A 15,138-nucleotide genomic window follows, 5' to 3' on the forward strand; every position below is an offset into this window, starting at 1 on the left:
GCGGAGGACCCGATGGGCAACGCAGCCGCGGCCGAACTGTTCGGCAATGACGACTGGTCGGTCCAGACGGACGGGATCGAGCACCGGGAGACCGGCTATTTCATCGCGCGCGGCGCCCTGGCCATGCGCCGGGCCGAGGGCTTGTGGGACTGGCCGCTGCAGATGGCCGAGAAGCGCTGGTGCCGGCCGAGCCTGTTCCGGGAAGCCTTCCTGGCGGCCCTCGACCGCTTCGGTATTGCGCGCGACGCCGAGCTGATCCGGTCCTTCGCGCTGGGCTATGGAATCCGCGCGGTGGTCTCCCCGGCCGCCGAGACCTTCGTCAGCCTGGGTGAGATGCTGACGCCGCGCGAGACGCCCGAACCGGTCCGGGTGACCGTGCGCCGGCCGGCGCGGGCCCTGGCTGCCGCAGGGGCGTGACGGTTCGGCGGCGGGCGGATGATTTGACCCGGGCCGCCGCACGCGGATAGCCCTCATCCTTGAAGCAAGGGAGAGAGCATCATGGCGGATCACGACCGGGCTGGACTCGACGGGCTGATCACGCCGCCCTTCTCCCGGCGAGGCTTCGTGATGACGAGCCTGATGAGTGGCTTGACCCTCGCGACCACCCGCGTGGAGGCTCAGGTGATCCACACGGACCCGACCGGCATCGAGGCCGGCGAGGTCAAGATCCCGGCCGCAGACGGGCCGATGCCGGCCTATCGGGCGGTTCCGGAGGGCACCGGCCCCTTCCCGATCGTTCTGGTGATCGAGGAGATTTTCGGCGTCCACGATTATATCAAGGACATCTGCCGCCGGCTCGCGAAGGCCGGCTACTGCGCGGTGGCGCCCGAACTCTACGCCCGCCAGGGCGATCTCTCGACCATGTCGGATCCCAAGCAGATCATCCGGGACGTCATCGCGAAGACGCCGGACGCGCAGTGGATCGGAGACCTCGATGCGGCGGCCGCCTGGGCGGCTTCGGCGGCGAAGGGTGATCCGAATCGGCTCGGCGTCATGGGCTGGTGCCGGGGTGGACGCGACGTGTGGCTGTACGCGGCGCATCGTCGCGACCTGAAGGCGGCGGTCGCTTGGTACGGGCCGGTCGGCGGCGAACACACCGACATTCAGCCGCGCACCGCCGGCGACGTGGCCGCCGAGATCCATGCTCCGCTGCTCGGCCTGTATGGGGGAGCCGATACCGGTATCCCGGTAAAGGCCGTGGAAGAGGCGCGCGATCGTGCTCTAGCGGCGGGCAAGAGCGTCGAGATCGTGATCTATCCGGATGCGCCGCACGGCTTCCATGCGGATTACCGTCCGAGCTACCGGCGGGAGGCTGCCGAGGATGGCTGGACACGCGCTCTGGCTTTCCTGAAGTCACACGGTGTCGGCTGAAAAGACGTCATCGACGGTCGGGCGAACGCGTTCTGCGTTGGCTGTGTTGCCCAAGACACGGCCTCAATTTCTCAATTGTGCAAGGATCAAAGGAGGATCTGTGCCCGCGCGGGTGTGGCCCTTCGCGGCGTTCGGGCGTTGAACCGATCGAAGCGACCGCCGTTCAGCCCCTGTAGAGTGTCCTGGCCCATGAGCGAATCGGTACAGCCTGGCCAGAAGCCCGTGATCCTCGTCGTGGAAGACCAGCCCGACGAGCGCTTCCTCGCGGCCACGCTGCTGGAGGATACGGGCTTCACGGTCATCGAAGCCGAGACCGCCGATCGCGCCCTGGCCATTCTCAATGATCGCGCGGACGAGGTCAGCGTGGTCTTCTCGGACGTCCGGACCCCCGGGCCGATCGGCGGTTTCGAACTGGCGCGGATCATCGGCGTGACTTGGCCGCGCGTGCGGGTCCTCCTCACCTCCGGCGATGCCGGCGACCAGCCGAGCGACCTGCGCGTCTCGGCGACGTTCATCCCGAAGCCCTGGCGCGCCGAAGACATCCTCGCCTGGGTGGAACAGGCCGCGGGCCGGCCGTCCACCGAGCCCGGACCGTCCGTTATCGGACCGGGCGGCAAAATAATCCCCACCGGCCTGGAAACCTGAGGCGGCCACACAGTTGTACGCCACTCCGGAGCAGCAGCCCCCGGACGTGCGCAGTACACTTGACCCGCGGCACCGCCATGAAGATCGTTGCAATCAACCACGCCGATTCCCTGCGCCGGCCCGGCGCCCGGGATACGGTCGAGTCCGTCCTTCTCGATACGGTCCGCGAGGGGCTGCTCAGCGTCTACGGCGCAGCGGAGCACGACATTCCGGCGGAGATGGCAGCGATCGTGAGGCGGCTCGACCGTCCGGATATGACGCGGTGCATGCTGTCCTGAGGCTCAACCGCCGAAGCTTGGCGGAAGACTGAGGCGATGAGTCGCCAAGGCGAGAGAATCTGCTATTCAGCGCATTCTGACCTGCCGACGCCAAGCGTCTCTCAGTCGAGTCCCTGATGCGTCTCACAGTTCTTCGCGGATCGCTGACTGCCGCCGCGATCATGACCCTGGCCGGCCTCGTATCCGTCCAGGCGGCGACGCCGCCCGCCCAGCCTGCCGAAGGGGCGGGGGGTGCGGGTGACCGCAAGGCCACGATCACCAAGCGGCTGCTCGGGCGCGGCACGGCCTCCACCTATGCGTTCTACGCCGCGGGCGCTGCGCCGGAGGCGGGACGGCCCGTCGCCATCGTCCTGCACGGGTGGGGGGCGGTCAATCCGCAAAGCTATGGCGGCTGGATCGACCATCTCGCCCGCCAGGGCTGGCTCGTCCTGTTCCCCCGGTTTCAGGAGGTCAACCGGACGCGACCGGCCGATGCCCCGGCCATCGCGGAAGGCTTGGTCAAGGCCGCGCTCGCGGAACTCGCGACGGAGAGCGAGGCCAAGCCCGATCTTGGCCGCGTCGCGATGATCGGCCATCTCGCCGGCGCGCCGCTCGCCATGGATCTCGCAGCGGCCGCGAAGGCGCAGGGCCTGCCGGTTCCGAAGCTGATCTTTGCGGCGACGCCCGGCGGTATCGCCAGCGGGCCGAAATCCAGAGGCATCGCGCTGACCGACCTGGCGGCGATCGACCCATCCACGCTCCTCGTGGCCATGGTCGGCGACAAGGACACGCGGGCTGCCGATCTGGCGGCGAAGCGTCTACTGCGCGAGGCCAGCGGCGTGCCGCTGGACCGCAAGTTGTTCGTGCGGGTCCTTTCGGACGATCATGGCTTCCCGGCCCTTACGGCGACGCTGGCCGCCCCTGCGGGCGTCGACAGCGCCTATGACGGGGGCAACATCAAGCCCGCGCCGGAGCCCAAGGATGCGCCGAAGGAGTCGACCAAGCCGCCGCCGTTCCGCTGGTCCGCCGACATGGCCTTGACCGGCGAGCAGCAGACGCTGGTCTCGCAGATCAATCTCGCCCGGGTCGATGCCCTGGACTATCTCGGTTTCTGGAAGACCTTCGACCTCGCCGCCGCCGCGGCCTTCGCCGGGTCGGATGCGACGGTGCTGAAGAACAATCCGCGCTTGGCCGACATGGAGCGCTGGAGCGACGGCTGGCCGGTGAAGCGGCTCGCCGTCGAGACGCCCCGGCCCACGCCGGCCGCGCAGGCGGGGACGCCGGCATCCGCGCCCGCAGGCCGCAAGCGCTGAGATCGGCGGTTCCGACAGCTTGGCCCTGGCGCGGGGCTTGCTAATCTCCTCCCGTTCGACACGGGAGCGCGATCATGCCCGAGTTCGTCGCCAGCCTGCTGGCCGCTGCAGCCTTCTGCCTGACATTGCTCGCGCTGAACGCGCTGACGCGGCTGCTGATCCAGGCGCATTTCGCGCCCTCGGATCTCGGCGAGACCGGCCTCCTGCAAATCGGCGGCGCGCTGGTGATGGCCCGGGCGGCCTACCGCCGGGCGCCGCACCGCCGCACGGGCTGAGCCTCAGCGCAGGAAGGCGCCGAACGAGCGCGGGCCGTTGCCGGTGGGGATGGTCGCCAGCACCTTGAGCGTCTTGGAATCGAGGACGCTCAGGGTGTTGTCACCCCAATTGGCCACGTAGAGGCGGCCGTCCGAATCCGCGGCGATCCCTTCCGGATGATCGCCGACATCGACGTCGGCGATCGGCTTCAGCGTGGCGAGGTCGAACGCCGTGACGCTGCCGGCATATTGGTCGGTGACGAAGCCGCGCCCGCCGGCGAGGGCGATCACGTAAGGCCGGCGGCCGGTCGGCACGCGGCCGATCTCGCGCCCGGTCTTCAGGTCCAGAACCGAGACGTCGTCCCCGGTGACATTGGCCGTGTAGGCGCGCCCGGCCGCGGCATCGAGGGTGATGCCGAACGGATGCTGCCCCACGGGAATGACGGAGCTCTCCCGCCGGGTCGCTGTATCCACGACGGAGACCGTGTCGGCCTCGCGGTTGGCGACATAGAGCGTCCCGCCATCGGGGCTGACGGCGATCCCCGAGGGCGAGGCGCCGACCGCGATCTCGCCGTCCGGGACCAGCGCACCGTCGCGCTCGGTCAGCACGAACAGACGGTGCCCGTACCAGTCGGCCACGTAGACGGTGCCGCCCCGCGGATCGGCCGCGACGCCGAGCGGCCCGCCGGGCAGCGGCACCTCGGCGAGGACGCGGCCGGCATCGAGATCGAGGATCGCGAGACCATGCCCCTCCGGACGCGTGACGTAGGCGCGCCTGCGATCGGGCGACAGGGCGATCCCGGCCGGGGCCCCGTCGACGGGGATGCGGCGCACCACCGTCCGGGTGACCAGATCGACGATCTCGACCGCGCCGCCGAGCTGCGCGGTGACGATGGCCTCCCGGGCCGGTTCGGCTCGGGAGGCGGTTGCGATGAGAACGAGGCCGGCGGCGAGGGCCGCGCGGCCCCGAGACAGGCTCACGAACCCTTCTCGACCTTGGCCTTCAGGTTGGCGAGGCTCGCCTTGATCCAGTCGCCGACGCCCTTCTCGGAAGCCTCGTCGTTCAGATCCGGCGGCGGATCGTTGTTCATGTAGCCGCGATAGAAGGCCGCCTTCCACTCGACCTTCGACTTGGCGTTGCCCTCGGGCTCGACCGTGATCGTCGCCGAGTAGTCGTTCGCCGGAAGATCCTTCACGTCGACCTTGTCGATGTAATAGGAGAACAGCTTGTCATCGGGCTTGTACTTGTTGCTGGTCTCCTGGATCTGATCGCCGTTCTTCAGGGTCAGGACACGCTTGAACTTGCCGGCCGGATCGCCGTTGAGCTCCGTCTTGGTGACGTTCTGCATCCAGTCGGAATTCTTCATATCGCCGAGCACGGCCCAGACCTTGTCGGCGGGGGCGTTGATCTCGATCGACTCGGTGATCTTGCGCCGGGTTGGGCCGTGGGCCTGCGCGGTAGCCGCCACTAGGGCTGCCGTGGCCGCCAGGGCCAGGGTGATTTTCTTCATCTTGTCCTTCTCCTCCCGCCCTCAGCGGTCGTCGCGATCGAGAACGCGCGCCTCGGGGCCGAGCGCCGCCGCGACCTTGTCCTCGATCCAACCCCAGGCCTCGCGCTCGCGCGGCCCAGCGGTCTTGCCGATGGCGATGGCGAGGTAGGCCATCTCCGTCAACACCTTATCGGGCTCCAGCATGTGGAGCCGGGTCGAAAGAATGGCGCCTTCGAGGACGGCGGCCTGGGCGCGGTTATAGCCGATGAACGGCTGATGCGCGGCGCTGTGGACCATGCGGCCGCGGAAGCGCGGCCGCGTCTCGTGGGCCTCGACGGCGGCGACGGCGAACTCCGCGTGGCCGAAACTGTCGGCGAGGCGGCGGCCCTCGATCGCCGTGCAGGGCAGCGTCGGCCATTCGCGTCTGCCGGTCACCGCGCCGGCGATCACCCGGATGTCGCGGGGGCTCGAGGCTGCGAAGCAGGGGTTGGCCTCCAGATTGGCGATGGTCGGAGACGGCCGGAACGGCGCGAGGACGTAGCCGTCATCCTCGCCGATCAGTCCGAACGGAACGAGGTGCAGTTCGCCCGCCGGGGACAGGGTCGTGACGATGGTCTCGAGGATCAGCGGCATGGCCTCACGCCTTGTCGGCGGGGACGAGGCGCCCGCAGACCAGCTTCGTCGGCGGGTCCTGCGGACGCTCGGGCGCGGCCTCGGCCCGCACCTGGGCTTCGGAAATGGTCTCGGGCGGCGTTGCGCCGGCCTCGGGCTCGGCCAGCCGGGCATCGCGGGTCCCCGGTGGCGGCGCATCGGGTCCCGAATGCCGGGTATGGCCGGCCTTCTTGAAGGCGGTGGCATCCTCGATGTCGGCGTCGGCGGCGCAGCCCCAGTCGAGCGCCTCGTCCTGGACGTAGCGCTTGCCGAGCCGCCACGCCGTCTCCGCCTTGGCCAGTTCGGCGCCGAGATAGAAGGCGTGGGCGCCGTCGCTCGCGACATCGAGTTCGGGGAAGAAGGCCATCGCGTCGGTGCCGACCCTGTGGATGTCGCGATTGTAGAGGTGGATCCCGTTTTCGGCGGTCACGATCCGGTAATTCGGGTCGCGCACCTCCGCGGCGGCCTGGGCGATCTCGTCGGCCGTCTGCACGAACGGGCGCTTGTCGTGGAGGGCAAGCAGCGCCCGACCATAGCCCTTGGGCAGCGCGGAATCGGCCTTGGCCGCGTACATGACCCGTCGGGCGGCGTCGTGCTCCTCGACGGTGCGCCGGGTGTGGTTGGAGACCTGCACGATCAGCACGTTGCCGATCGACAATTCCGAGCACATGCCGACGAGCAGCGCGGTGACGCCGAGGGAATCGGCCTCGGTCAGCTCGGTGAGATTGCCGGTGCCCATCATCATGTCGATCTCGGGCCAGCGGGCGCGGGTGTCGCGGTAGCGCGCGATCGAATCGACGAAGCCGTGATGGATCGGCTCCAGGATCGGATCGGCGAGGAAGGGGCGTCCCGCCTTCAGCATGCGCTCGATCGCGCGATCCAGGGAGGGCAGGTCGTCCGGCCGCAGGGGCACGAGGATCGGCACCGCGTCGGTCTCGAAGGCGAGATCGAGGGTCTCCTCGTTCAGGCTCAGCAGGAAGTCGGCGCCGGCCCCGGCGCCCCGGACCAGTTCCTCGCGGGAGAAGGAATCGACGCTGACCTTCAGGCCTGCGCCCTTGAGGGCCTGGACGGACTCCACGAGATGCGGAAACGGGGTGTCGGGCAAGCCGCCGAGATCGATGACGTCCGAGCCGCGCTGGGCGAGATCGAGGCCCTTGGCGACGATCTGCGCGACACTCATCTTCGACGCATCCACGATCTCCGAGAAAATCCGGAGGTCGTGCCGGGACAGATCGACCTTGCGCGCGGTCAGGCCGAGCCAGGCCGGCAGGTCGACCACCTCGTCGGGTCCCCGCTCCACGGGCACACCGAAATGGGCGGCGAGATGCTCCGGGTTGGCCCGGCACCGGCCCGGAAGGATGATCCGGGTGGCGCCCTCGGGCAGGACGATCCGTCGGCGGATGATCTCCTCGGTCATCAGCGCCGCGACCTTCACGCCGGCATCCGCGATGCTCCAGTGCAGATTCTCCGGCAGCCCCGCCGCGACCTTCTCGAGCCGCGCCCGGGCCAGACGGCCGGTGACGAAGACGATGTGCTCGGGGGTGCTCACGCGGCGGTCCTCGTCTCGACCGCAACGCGGCACTGCGGGCCCCAGATCTCGATCGCCCCCTCGAACTTGGCTGCGAAGCCCGGGAAGGCGCCATCCACGATCCCCTCCTGCGCCAGCGCGACGGGATCCCGGCCCTGCGGTACATCGATGGATTTCACCAGGACGCAGCGCTCGGCCCGGATCCGCGTCGCGAGCCAGAGGGCGAGGCTGTCCGAGGTCACGTCCCAGGTTTCCGGAATGTCCGGATGGCCGCCGCGCAGGCCGCGCGGATTCCAAACCCGAATCCGGGCGGGCGCGGACTCCGCCCAGGGCTCCAGGCTCTGCGCCAGACGCGGCTCGATCCCGCGGAAGATTCCGGCCGCGTCGCTCATGGCATCGAGGGCCCGACGATGGGCCTCGGCATCGCCGAACCGCTCCCGTGCCTGCGCGGCCCGGACGGCATCGGCGAAGGCACCGCCGCCCGGGACCACGATGCAGCGCCCGTGCGCCCCGTCGCCGATCGCCGCCAGCAGGGCGCGGCGGCGATGCGGATCCGCTTCGAGGCTGCCGCCGATCTTGATGACGGTGGTCACGCCGCGTCCTGCCGGCTCGGCCGGAGGGCGCGCAGCGCCTCGGCCACGCGCAGGGGATCGATGCCGTTGCGGCGGTCGAAGTCCCGGCACAGGCCGCCGCGGAAGCCGAGATAATCCGGCCGGTATGCGCACAGAACCGGGATGTCGATCACCCGGAGCGACCCGGCGAGGCCACTCATCAGGCCGTGCGTCCGGCAGGCGGCGGTGAAGGCCGAGAGATCCGCGGGAGCGGCGAGATCGGGCAGACGGGCGCCGGTCTTCCCCGCAGTATCGACCATGGCGCCCGCGAATCCGGCGGCTGCGAGTGCGGGCACATGCGGGGCCGTCGTGCCGTCCTCGGCGAACAGCACGGCGATCAGCCGCCGCGGTGCCGCCGCGACAAAGTCGACCAGGGCCGACGGATCCCGGAGCAGGGCTGGCGTGAGGCCCACCTTCACCCAGTCGACGCCGGTCCGCGCCAGGGCGGCCACGGATCGGACCGCGGGATCGGCCACCGCACTCGTCGCGGCACCGCCGGACACGCGGGCGACGATCTCCCGCACGATCCCGTCGTCCAGGGCGCCGAGCGCCCCGCGCTCCGGATCCTTGGCATCGATCAGGTCGGCACCCGCAAGGCGAGCGGCCTCGGCCTCAGCCGGATCGCGGACGCTGACGAGGAGCCGGGGTAGAGGATCTTGCTGGGTTGAAGACGTGGGCACGAAACACTCGGACTTGAACGGACCGTCTCAGGACTTCCCGGGCAGCGGCTCGGCGAGCAGGCGGTTCTTCACCACCCAGCGCATCGCGTGCGCCCAGGTATCGTCGGTGTCGGCGCGGATCGTCACCTGGCCGCCGCGCACCGCCTTGCCGGTATCGGCCTCGGCGATCGTGACGCTCAGGTTGAAGATCTGACCGGACCCCTTCTCCACATAACCGGTCACGACGAGGTCCGCACCCAGGCTCTTGGCGATGTCCGCCGCGCAGCCGTTGCATTTGTAGAGCGGCCCCTCCTTGGCGACGACGTCGGCCTTGGATGCGGTATCGACGATCTCCAGCCCGGCCCTGTCACGGAGGGCGTTGCGCAATTCGTCCGTGACGAGGGTGAGTTTCCGCGCATCGACCGGCCGCGTCCGGGTTCCATAGGAGGCGCCGGGATCGAAGAGTTCAACCGGAAACACGGCCGCCTTCTCGGCGGCGCTGGCCGCGCCGGGCAGGGCGGCCGAGAGCGCCACGAAGCTGCAGGCAATCGCGGCGCGGAGAGACGTCAGGCGCATCGGCGGGAGCTTCCTCTCGAGGCGTTCGGCCGCCCGTATCGGCGGCGTCGTTCCCGCCATAGGTCGGGCGAAGGGACAATTTGGCAATGTACTTCCGCGTCCACCTATCCCACGACGGCAACGTGAACGTCGGGACGACACGCCGCGGTTGAGCGGCCAGAGCGGAAGCTGATAGAGGCCGCCCACATGCATCATCCTGCACCCGACACCGTCTTCCGGCCTCCGACGCGCCCGGCTTGGCTGCGCGCGGCCCTCGTCGCGCTGGCCCTGGCTCCGCCATCGGCATGGGCCGAGGACCAAGCCCCGGCTGCGGCGGCGCAACCGGCCCAGCACGCGGCCCCGCAGGGGATCGAGACCCATATCGGCCTGATCTACCGGCCGCAGCCTGCGCCGTCCTCCTACGATGCCGAGGCGGCGCCCGAGGACGAGGGCCTGGCCGGCGCCAAGATGGGCATCGCCGACAACAACACCACCGGCCGTTTCACCAAGCAGTCCTACGTCCTCGACGAGGTGGCGCTGACGGACGACAAGCCGGACGCCGTGGCGGCCGCCAAGACGCTGATCGGCAACGGCGTCCGCTACCTCGTCCTGGCGCTCCCCGCAGATTCCGTCCTGGCGGTCGCGGACGCGGTCAAGAACACGGGGGCCGTCATCCTCAACGCGGGGGCGGCCGACGACCGTCTGCGCGGCGCCGATTGCCGCGCCAACGTGTTCCATATCCTGCCGTCCCGGGCGATGCTGACCGATGCCCTGGCGCAGTACCTGACCGTGATGCGCTGGCGGAAGCTCTTCCTGATCGTCGGCCCGACCGAGGCCGACAAGGCCTACGCCGACGCGATGCGCAATTCGGCGCGGAAATTCGCGCTGAAGATCACCGCCGAGAAGCCCTGGACCTTCGGCCCGCTCGCCAAGGCGCGCGGCGACACGCCGACCCGCGCCGAGGCGATGGTCTTCACCCGGGGCCTCGACTACGACATGGCCGTCGTGGCGGATGAGGAGGGCGACTGGGGCGACTACGTTCCCTACCGCACCGTCGATCCGCGGCCCGTTGGCGGAACGCAGGCGCTGACGCCCACGACGTGGTCGCCGGTCCTGGAGACCTGGGGCGCCGCGCAGGCCCAGAACCGCTTCCGCCGGCTCGCATCGCGGCTGATGCGCCCGCTGGATTACCAAGCCTGGGCGGCGGTGCGGACGGTCGGCGAAGCCGTCACGGCGAAGAAGACCAACGATCCGGCCGTGATCGCCCCGTACCTCGTCGATCCCGCCTTCACCCTTCCGGCCTACAAGGGCGTGCCGCTGAGTTTCCGGCCCTGGGACCATCAGTTGCGCCAAGCGATCATCGTCGTGCAGCCCAAGGCGCTGGTCTCCGTCGCGCCCGAGCAGGGCTTCCTGCACCAGCGCACGCCCCTCGATACGCTGGGCGTCGACCTCCCGGAGACCACCTGCAAATTCAAGTAGGCCCGCGGCCTGCGGCGATGGAGAGCGGCCAAGGCCCTCGCAACGCGCGGGAATCGCACTACAAACCACCGGAGAGAACGTCCGCCGAGGACGCCGGGAAGCCGCAAGGGAAGGAATTGGGATGAGCCGCCCCGTCGAGGCATGTCTGAGTGGGATCGCCCTTGGGGCGTGGTTCGCCCTGTGCGGTCCGGCCGCCGCCTTCACCGCCTACGTCACGAACGAGAAGGGCAACTCGGTCAGCGTCATCGACACCAACACGATGGCGGTGACGGCGACCTGGAAGGTGGGGCGGCGCCCGCGCGGCGTGACCGTCTCCAAGGACGGCAAGGAGGTGTACGTCTGCGCCAGCGACGACGACCGGATCGATGTGCTCGATACGAGTTCCGGCAAGGTGGTGCGCTCGCTGCGCTCCGGGCCGGATCCGGAGCAGTTCATCCTCGATGCCTCCGGCAACCCGCTCTACGTCGCCAACGAAGACGACAGCCAGGTCACGATCATCGACATCGAGAAGAACAAGGTGCTCGCCGAGGTGCCGGTGGGGGTCGAGCCGGAGGGGATGGGCCTGTCGCCGGACGGCAAGGTCCTGGTCAACACCTCCGAAACCACCAACATGGCCCACTTCATCGACACGAAGACCTTCCAGGTCATCGACAACGTGCTGGTCGATGCCCGGCCGCGCTTCGCCGAGTTCACCGCCGACGGAAAGTACCTGTGGGTCTCGGCTGAGGTCGGCGGCACGGTGAGCGTCATCGACGTGGCGCAGCGCCGGGTGATCAAGAAGATCACCTTCAAGATCCCGAGCGTGAACGACGAGGCGATCCAGCCGGTGGGCATCCGGATCACCAAGGACGGCAGCAAGGCCTTCGTCGCCCTGGGTCCGGCCAACCGCGTCGCGGTGATCGATGCCAAGACCTACGAGGTCGAGAAGTATCTGCCGGTCGGCCAGCGCGTCTGGCAACTGGCCTTCACGCCGGACCAGAAGATGCTGTTCACCACGAACGGCACCTCGAACGACGTCTCGGTGATCGACGTGGCCGCCGAGAAGGTGGTGAAGAGCATCCCGGTCGGGCTCCTGCCCTGGGGCGTGGCGATCTCGCCGAACTGATCCGCGCGACCTCCGGGCGCCAAGCGAGGACGGCCGCGCGCGAAGCGGCCCTAGGGTGGAACACGACATGACGCGCATGTTTCGAACGGCGGCCCTCGGCCTGGCAGGGCTGCTCGCCGCAGCCCCGGCGAGTGCCCTCGACCTGACCAAGAAGCGGGAGAACCTGCCCGACCTCGTCCTGGGCGACGATCAGGGCAACGACTTCGTGGTCGAGAACAAGGACATCACCCTCGAATCCGGCAAGGCCTACCGGCTGCGGATCGTCGCTAAGGGGCGCCAGGAATACAAGTTCTACGCGCCGGAGTTCTTCCGCTACATCTGGTTCAACCAGATCGTGATCGAGCACAAGGAGATCCACGGCGGCGGACCGCCCGATCACCTGGAGTTCGACGATCCCGGCGAGATCGCCATCGAGTTCGTGGCGATCAAGCCCGGCACCTACACCTGGGCGGCGCGCGGCCTGGAATCCAAGGGCATGACCGGCACGCTGACGGTGAAGTGATGCGCATCCTCCTGCTCTCCGCCTGCCTCCTCGCCGCTGGTCCGGCTTTCGCGGCCGACGATGCCTCCGCCTGTGCCGAAGGCATCACGATGATCCGCGACGCGCTGGCGCTGAACCCGCCGGAAGCGGCCGTTCCGAAGCTCAAGAAGGCCCTGCGGGTGGCCGAGCGGGAGCAGAAGGAGGGCGAGTTCGACGAGTGCCTCGACGCCGTGGCCGACGCCCGGAAGGTCCTGGGCCGATGAGCGCATCCGAGGCGGCGGCCCTCCTGATCGAGCATGTCGGCCACCGGTTCGGCGCCCGCGCCGCGCTGGACGACGTCTCGATCACGGTGGAGCGCGGGCACTTCGCCGCGCTGCTGGGGCCGAACGGCGCCGGCAAGACGACGCTGTTCTCGGTCATCACCCGGCTCTACAACAACCAGACCGGGAGGGTCTCGATCTTCGGCCACGCCCTCGATCGCGAGCCGTCCCGGGCGCTGGCGCGGCTCGGCGTCGTGTTCCAGGCCCGCACCCTCGACACCGATCTCACCGTCGAGCAGAACCTTCTCTACCATGCGAGCCTGCACGGCATCACCCGCGCCGCCGCCAAGGTCCGGGTCGGCGAACTCCTCGACCGCGTCGGTCTGGCGGACCGGCGCCACGACAAGGTACGCACGCTCTCGGGCGGGCAGTCGCGCCGCATCGAGATCGCCCGCTCGCTGATCCATCGCCCGGACCTGCTGCTCCTCGACGAGCCCACCGTCGGACTCGACCTCGAGTCGCGGGCCGACATCGTGGCGATCGTCCGCGCCCTGGTGCGGGAGGAGGGATTGTCGGTGCTCTGGGCAACCCACATCTTCGAGGAGATCGCGGACGACGACGATGCGGTGGTCCTGCACCGGGGCCGGATCGTCGCCCGGGGACGGGCCGGCGAGATCGGCATGCCCGGCGAGGCGCTCGCCGACGCGTTCCGCCGCCTCGTGGCCGAACCGGGGAGGGCGGCGGCATGACCCATCCGACACCCCTCGCCACACGGATCGGCGCCGCCCCGCCGCGCAGCCAGACGGAACGGATCGGTCGCCTCGACGCGGTGGGCTACCTGATCTGCCTCGGCGGCATCGTCCGCCGCGAATTGCTGCGCTTCTTCAATCAGAAGGAGCGGTTCTTCTCGGCGCTGGTCCGGCCGCTGGTCTGGCTGTTCATTTTCGCGGCGGGTTTCCGCAACACGCTCGGCGTGTCCATCGAGCCGCCCTACCAGACCTACGTGCTCTACGAGGTCTACGTGGTGCCGGGCCTCGCCGTGATGATCCAGCTGTTCAACGGCATGCAGTCGTCCCTGTCGATGGTCTACGACCGCGAAGTCGGCTCGATGAAGGTGCTGCTGACCTCGCCCTATCCGCGCTGGCTGCTGCTGCTCGCCAAGCTGATCGCCGGCGTCGCCGTCTCGATCGTGCAGGCCTACGCGTTCCTCGCCGTGGCCTATTTCTGGGAAAGCGACATCCCGGTGCTCGGCTACCTCACGGCGCTCCCGGCCTTCCTGGCCACCGGGCTCATGCTCGGGGCGATCGGGCTGTTCCTGTCCTCGCTGGTCCGCCAGCTCGAGAACTTCGCCAGCGTGATGAACTTCGTGATCTTCCCGATGTTCTTCGCTTCCTCGGCCCTCTATCCCCTGTGGCGGATTCGGGAATCCTCGGAGACCCTGTACTGGATCTGTGAGCTGAACCCGTTCAGCCACGCGGTCCAGCTCGTCCGCTACGCCCTCTACGTCCAGTTCGAGCCGGTCGCCTGCGCCGTCGTGGTGGGCGTGGGGCTCGCCTTTTTCGGCATGGCGGTGGTCGCCTACGATCCCGGTCGCGGCATCATGGCCCGGCGCGGCGGCCCAGCCGGCGACAACACCTGATGGAGCCTGCCCGATGAACGTCCTCCTCACCCGCATCCTCGGCCCGGTGCTGGGGCTGGCCTTTCTCTCCGGCCCCGCCCTGGCTCAGCCGAAGCCGGACCCGAATTGGCCCTGCGTCCAGCGCAAGGTCGCCACCCTGAGCGCCGGCCAGTTCTGGACCGGACCGGACATCGCGGCGGCCGGCGATTGGGGCAGCGACAACGATGCGGCGGTCCTGGCGCAGAAAATCGCCTCCCGGCGCACGGACCTGTCGCAGGTCGGGCCGCTCCTCGACACGTTCGTGGAGAAATTCGGGTCCGACAAGGACGCGAAGGACAAGGCCCTGACGCGCGTCTTCGCGGGCGTGTTCGAGGTGCTGAACGGCGAGCGGGACAAGGTGGTCAGCGGCATCGCGCGCTACGCGCAGGGGCAGCGCCGGATGGCCGAGCGGATCCGCGACGAGGCCGACAAGATCAGCCAGGTGAAGGACGCGCCGAGCGCCTCGGACGCCACCGAGCTTCCCAAGGACCAGTCCGAGCTGGAGACGAAGTTCGCCTGGGATCGCCGGATTTTCCAGGAGCGAAGCCAGTCACTGACCTATGTCTGCGAGGTTCCGCAGCTGCTGGAGCAGCGGCTCGGCGAGCTCGCCCGCCTGATCCAGGCGCGACTCTGACAGCCCTCGGAGCCCTCTTGCCGATTCATCCCGAGCATATTGCCGAAACGTCCCTAAGTCCCTGAGATCCTTGACGAAACTGTTGCCGTTTCACAACGTCGTGACGGCTTCGCGGGGCTTCGACCGGAAATAGAGCCGAAACGCGGCTCGCGTGTTCTTGAACCAATTGTGCGCGTCCCCGGCACCCG

20 protein-coding genes are annotated in these 15,138 nt (G+C 69.2%); 13 read left to right on the forward strand and 7 right to left on the reverse strand.

Annotated features, from left to right (window positions below):
- Nucleotides 1–12: 12 nt before the first annotated feature.
- The 6 genes from ABC766_RS26625 (at nucleotide 13) to ABC766_RS26650 (ending at nucleotide 3,861) form a co-directional block, all read left to right on the forward strand.
- Complete coding sequence (locus ABC766_RS26625; protein ID WP_287090832.1) at nucleotides 13–417, forward strand: hypothetical protein; 405 nt, start codon at nucleotides 13–15, stop codon at nucleotides 415–417.
- 81 nt (nucleotides 418–498) lie between these two features.
- Nucleotides 499–1,371, forward strand: a complete 873-nt coding sequence (locus ABC766_RS26630; protein WP_345819859.1) for a dienelactone hydrolase family protein — start codon at nucleotides 499–501, stop codon at nucleotides 1,369–1,371.
- A gap of 189 nt (nucleotides 1,372–1,560) precedes the next feature.
- A complete protein-coding gene (locus ABC766_RS26635) occupies nucleotides 1,561–2,016 on the forward strand; it encodes a response regulator (protein WP_043347066.1) in 456 nt (151 codons plus the stop codon).
- Nucleotides 2,017–2,075: 59 nt separating this feature from the next.
- A complete protein-coding gene (locus ABC766_RS26640; RefSeq protein WP_251982213.1) occupies nucleotides 2,076–2,294 on the forward strand; it encodes a hypothetical protein in 219 nt (72 codons plus the stop codon).
- Nucleotides 2,295–2,410: 116 nt separating this feature from the next.
- Nucleotides 2,411–3,586, forward strand: coding sequence for a chlorophyllase/cutinase-like alpha/beta fold protein (locus tag ABC766_RS26645; RefSeq protein WP_345819860.1), 1,176 nt, complete (start codon nucleotides 2,411–2,413; stop codon nucleotides 3,584–3,586).
- A 74-nt stretch (nucleotides 3,587–3,660) separates the two neighbouring features.
- The gene (locus tag ABC766_RS26650; RefSeq protein ID WP_043347054.1) at nucleotides 3,661–3,861 is read left to right on the forward strand and encodes a hypothetical protein; all 201 of its coding nucleotides are present in this window, start codon (nucleotides 3,661–3,663) and stop codon (nucleotides 3,859–3,861) included.
- A gap of 3 nt (nucleotides 3,862–3,864) precedes the next feature.
- Here the strand turns inward: ABC766_RS26650 and ABC766_RS26655 are convergent, their stop codons facing one another.
- Genes ABC766_RS26655 through ABC766_RS26685 form a run of 7 tightly spaced genes read right to left on the reverse strand, consistent with a single transcriptional unit; the run spans nucleotide 3,865 to nucleotide 9,355 of the window.
- Complete coding sequence (locus tag ABC766_RS26655) at nucleotides 3,865–4,821, reverse strand: YncE family protein (protein WP_345819861.1); 957 nt, start codon at nucleotides 4,819–4,821, stop codon at nucleotides 3,865–3,867.
- A complete protein-coding gene (locus tag ABC766_RS26660) occupies nucleotides 4,818–5,351 on the reverse strand; it encodes an SRPBCC family protein (RefSeq protein WP_043380734.1) in 534 nt (177 codons plus the stop codon). The genes ABC766_RS26655 and ABC766_RS26660 overlap by 4 nt, the downstream gene beginning before the upstream one ends.
- A 21-nt stretch (nucleotides 5,352–5,372) precedes the next feature.
- Nucleotides 5,373–5,963 (reverse strand): DUF447 domain-containing protein, encoded by a 591-nt coding sequence (locus tag ABC766_RS26665; protein ID WP_043757877.1) that lies wholly within the window; start codon nucleotides 5,961–5,963, stop codon nucleotides 5,373–5,375.
- Between the two features lie 4 nt (nucleotides 5,964–5,967).
- A complete protein-coding gene (locus ABC766_RS26670; RefSeq protein WP_345819862.1) occupies nucleotides 5,968–7,530 on the reverse strand; it encodes a DUF6513 domain-containing protein in 1,563 nt (520 codons plus the stop codon).
- Nucleotides 7,527–8,102 carry a uridylate kinase gene (locus ABC766_RS26675; RefSeq protein ID WP_345819863.1) on the reverse strand — a complete coding sequence of 192 codons (576 nt, stop codon included), beginning with the start codon at nucleotides 8,100–8,102 and terminating at the stop codon, nucleotides 7,527–7,529. Before ABC766_RS26675 ends, ABC766_RS26670 begins: the two co-directional genes overlap by 4 nt.
- Nucleotides 8,099–8,800 (reverse strand): (5-formylfuran-3-yl)methyl phosphate synthase, encoded by a 702-nt coding sequence (locus tag ABC766_RS26680; protein ID WP_345819864.1) that lies wholly within the window; start codon nucleotides 8,798–8,800, stop codon nucleotides 8,099–8,101. The genes ABC766_RS26675 and ABC766_RS26680 overlap by 4 nt, the downstream gene beginning before the upstream one ends.
- Before the next feature lie 27 nt (nucleotides 8,801–8,827).
- On the reverse strand, nucleotides 8,828–9,355 hold the full coding sequence (locus tag ABC766_RS26685) for a DUF3280 domain-containing protein (protein WP_043380837.1): 528 nt from the start codon (nucleotides 9,353–9,355) through the stop codon (nucleotides 8,828–8,830).
- Nucleotides 9,356–9,541: 186 nt separating this feature from the next.
- Here ABC766_RS26685 and ABC766_RS26690 point away from each other — a divergent pair, with 186 nt between their 5' ends.
- The 7 genes from ABC766_RS26690 to ABC766_RS26720 all read left to right on the forward strand — a co-directional run bounded on the left by ABC766_RS26690 (nucleotide 9,542) and on the right by ABC766_RS26720 (nucleotide 14,950).
- The gene (locus ABC766_RS26690; protein WP_345819865.1) at nucleotides 9,542–10,813 is read left to right on the forward strand and encodes an ABC transporter substrate-binding protein; all 1,272 of its coding nucleotides are present in this window, start codon (nucleotides 9,542–9,544) and stop codon (nucleotides 10,811–10,813) included.
- A gap of 121 nt (nucleotides 10,814–10,934) precedes the next feature.
- Complete coding sequence (locus tag ABC766_RS26695; protein ID WP_043348205.1) at nucleotides 10,935–11,918, forward strand: YVTN family beta-propeller repeat protein; 984 nt, start codon at nucleotides 10,935–10,937, stop codon at nucleotides 11,916–11,918.
- Between the two features lie 67 nt (nucleotides 11,919–11,985).
- Entirely contained in the window at nucleotides 11,986–12,420 is a 435-nt protein-coding gene (locus ABC766_RS26700) for a hypothetical protein (protein ID WP_078947281.1), read from the forward strand.
- Nucleotides 12,420–12,662, forward strand: a complete 243-nt coding sequence (locus ABC766_RS26705; protein WP_043757860.1) for a hypothetical protein — start codon at nucleotides 12,420–12,422, stop codon at nucleotides 12,660–12,662. The genes ABC766_RS26700 and ABC766_RS26705 overlap by 1 nt, the downstream gene beginning before the upstream one ends.
- Nucleotides 12,659–13,408, forward strand: coding sequence for an ABC transporter ATP-binding protein (locus ABC766_RS26710; RefSeq protein ID WP_279898319.1), 750 nt, complete (start codon nucleotides 12,659–12,661; stop codon nucleotides 13,406–13,408). The genes ABC766_RS26705 and ABC766_RS26710 overlap by 4 nt, the downstream gene beginning before the upstream one ends.
- Entirely contained in the window at nucleotides 13,405–14,298 is an 894-nt protein-coding gene (locus ABC766_RS26715; protein WP_043348198.1) for an ABC transporter permease, read from the forward strand. The genes ABC766_RS26710 and ABC766_RS26715 overlap by 4 nt, the downstream gene beginning before the upstream one ends.
- Before the next feature lie 13 nt (nucleotides 14,299–14,311).
- On the forward strand, nucleotides 14,312–14,950 hold the full coding sequence (locus ABC766_RS26720; RefSeq protein ID WP_345819866.1) for a hypothetical protein: 639 nt from the start codon (nucleotides 14,312–14,314) through the stop codon (nucleotides 14,948–14,950).
- The last annotated feature ends 188 nt before the right edge of the window (nucleotides 14,951–15,138 follow it).

The organism is Methylobacterium fujisawaense (assembly GCF_039619325.1).
In the GTDB taxonomy this organism is placed as follows: domain Bacteria; phylum Pseudomonadota; class Alphaproteobacteria; order Rhizobiales; family Beijerinckiaceae; genus Methylobacterium; species Methylobacterium fujisawaense.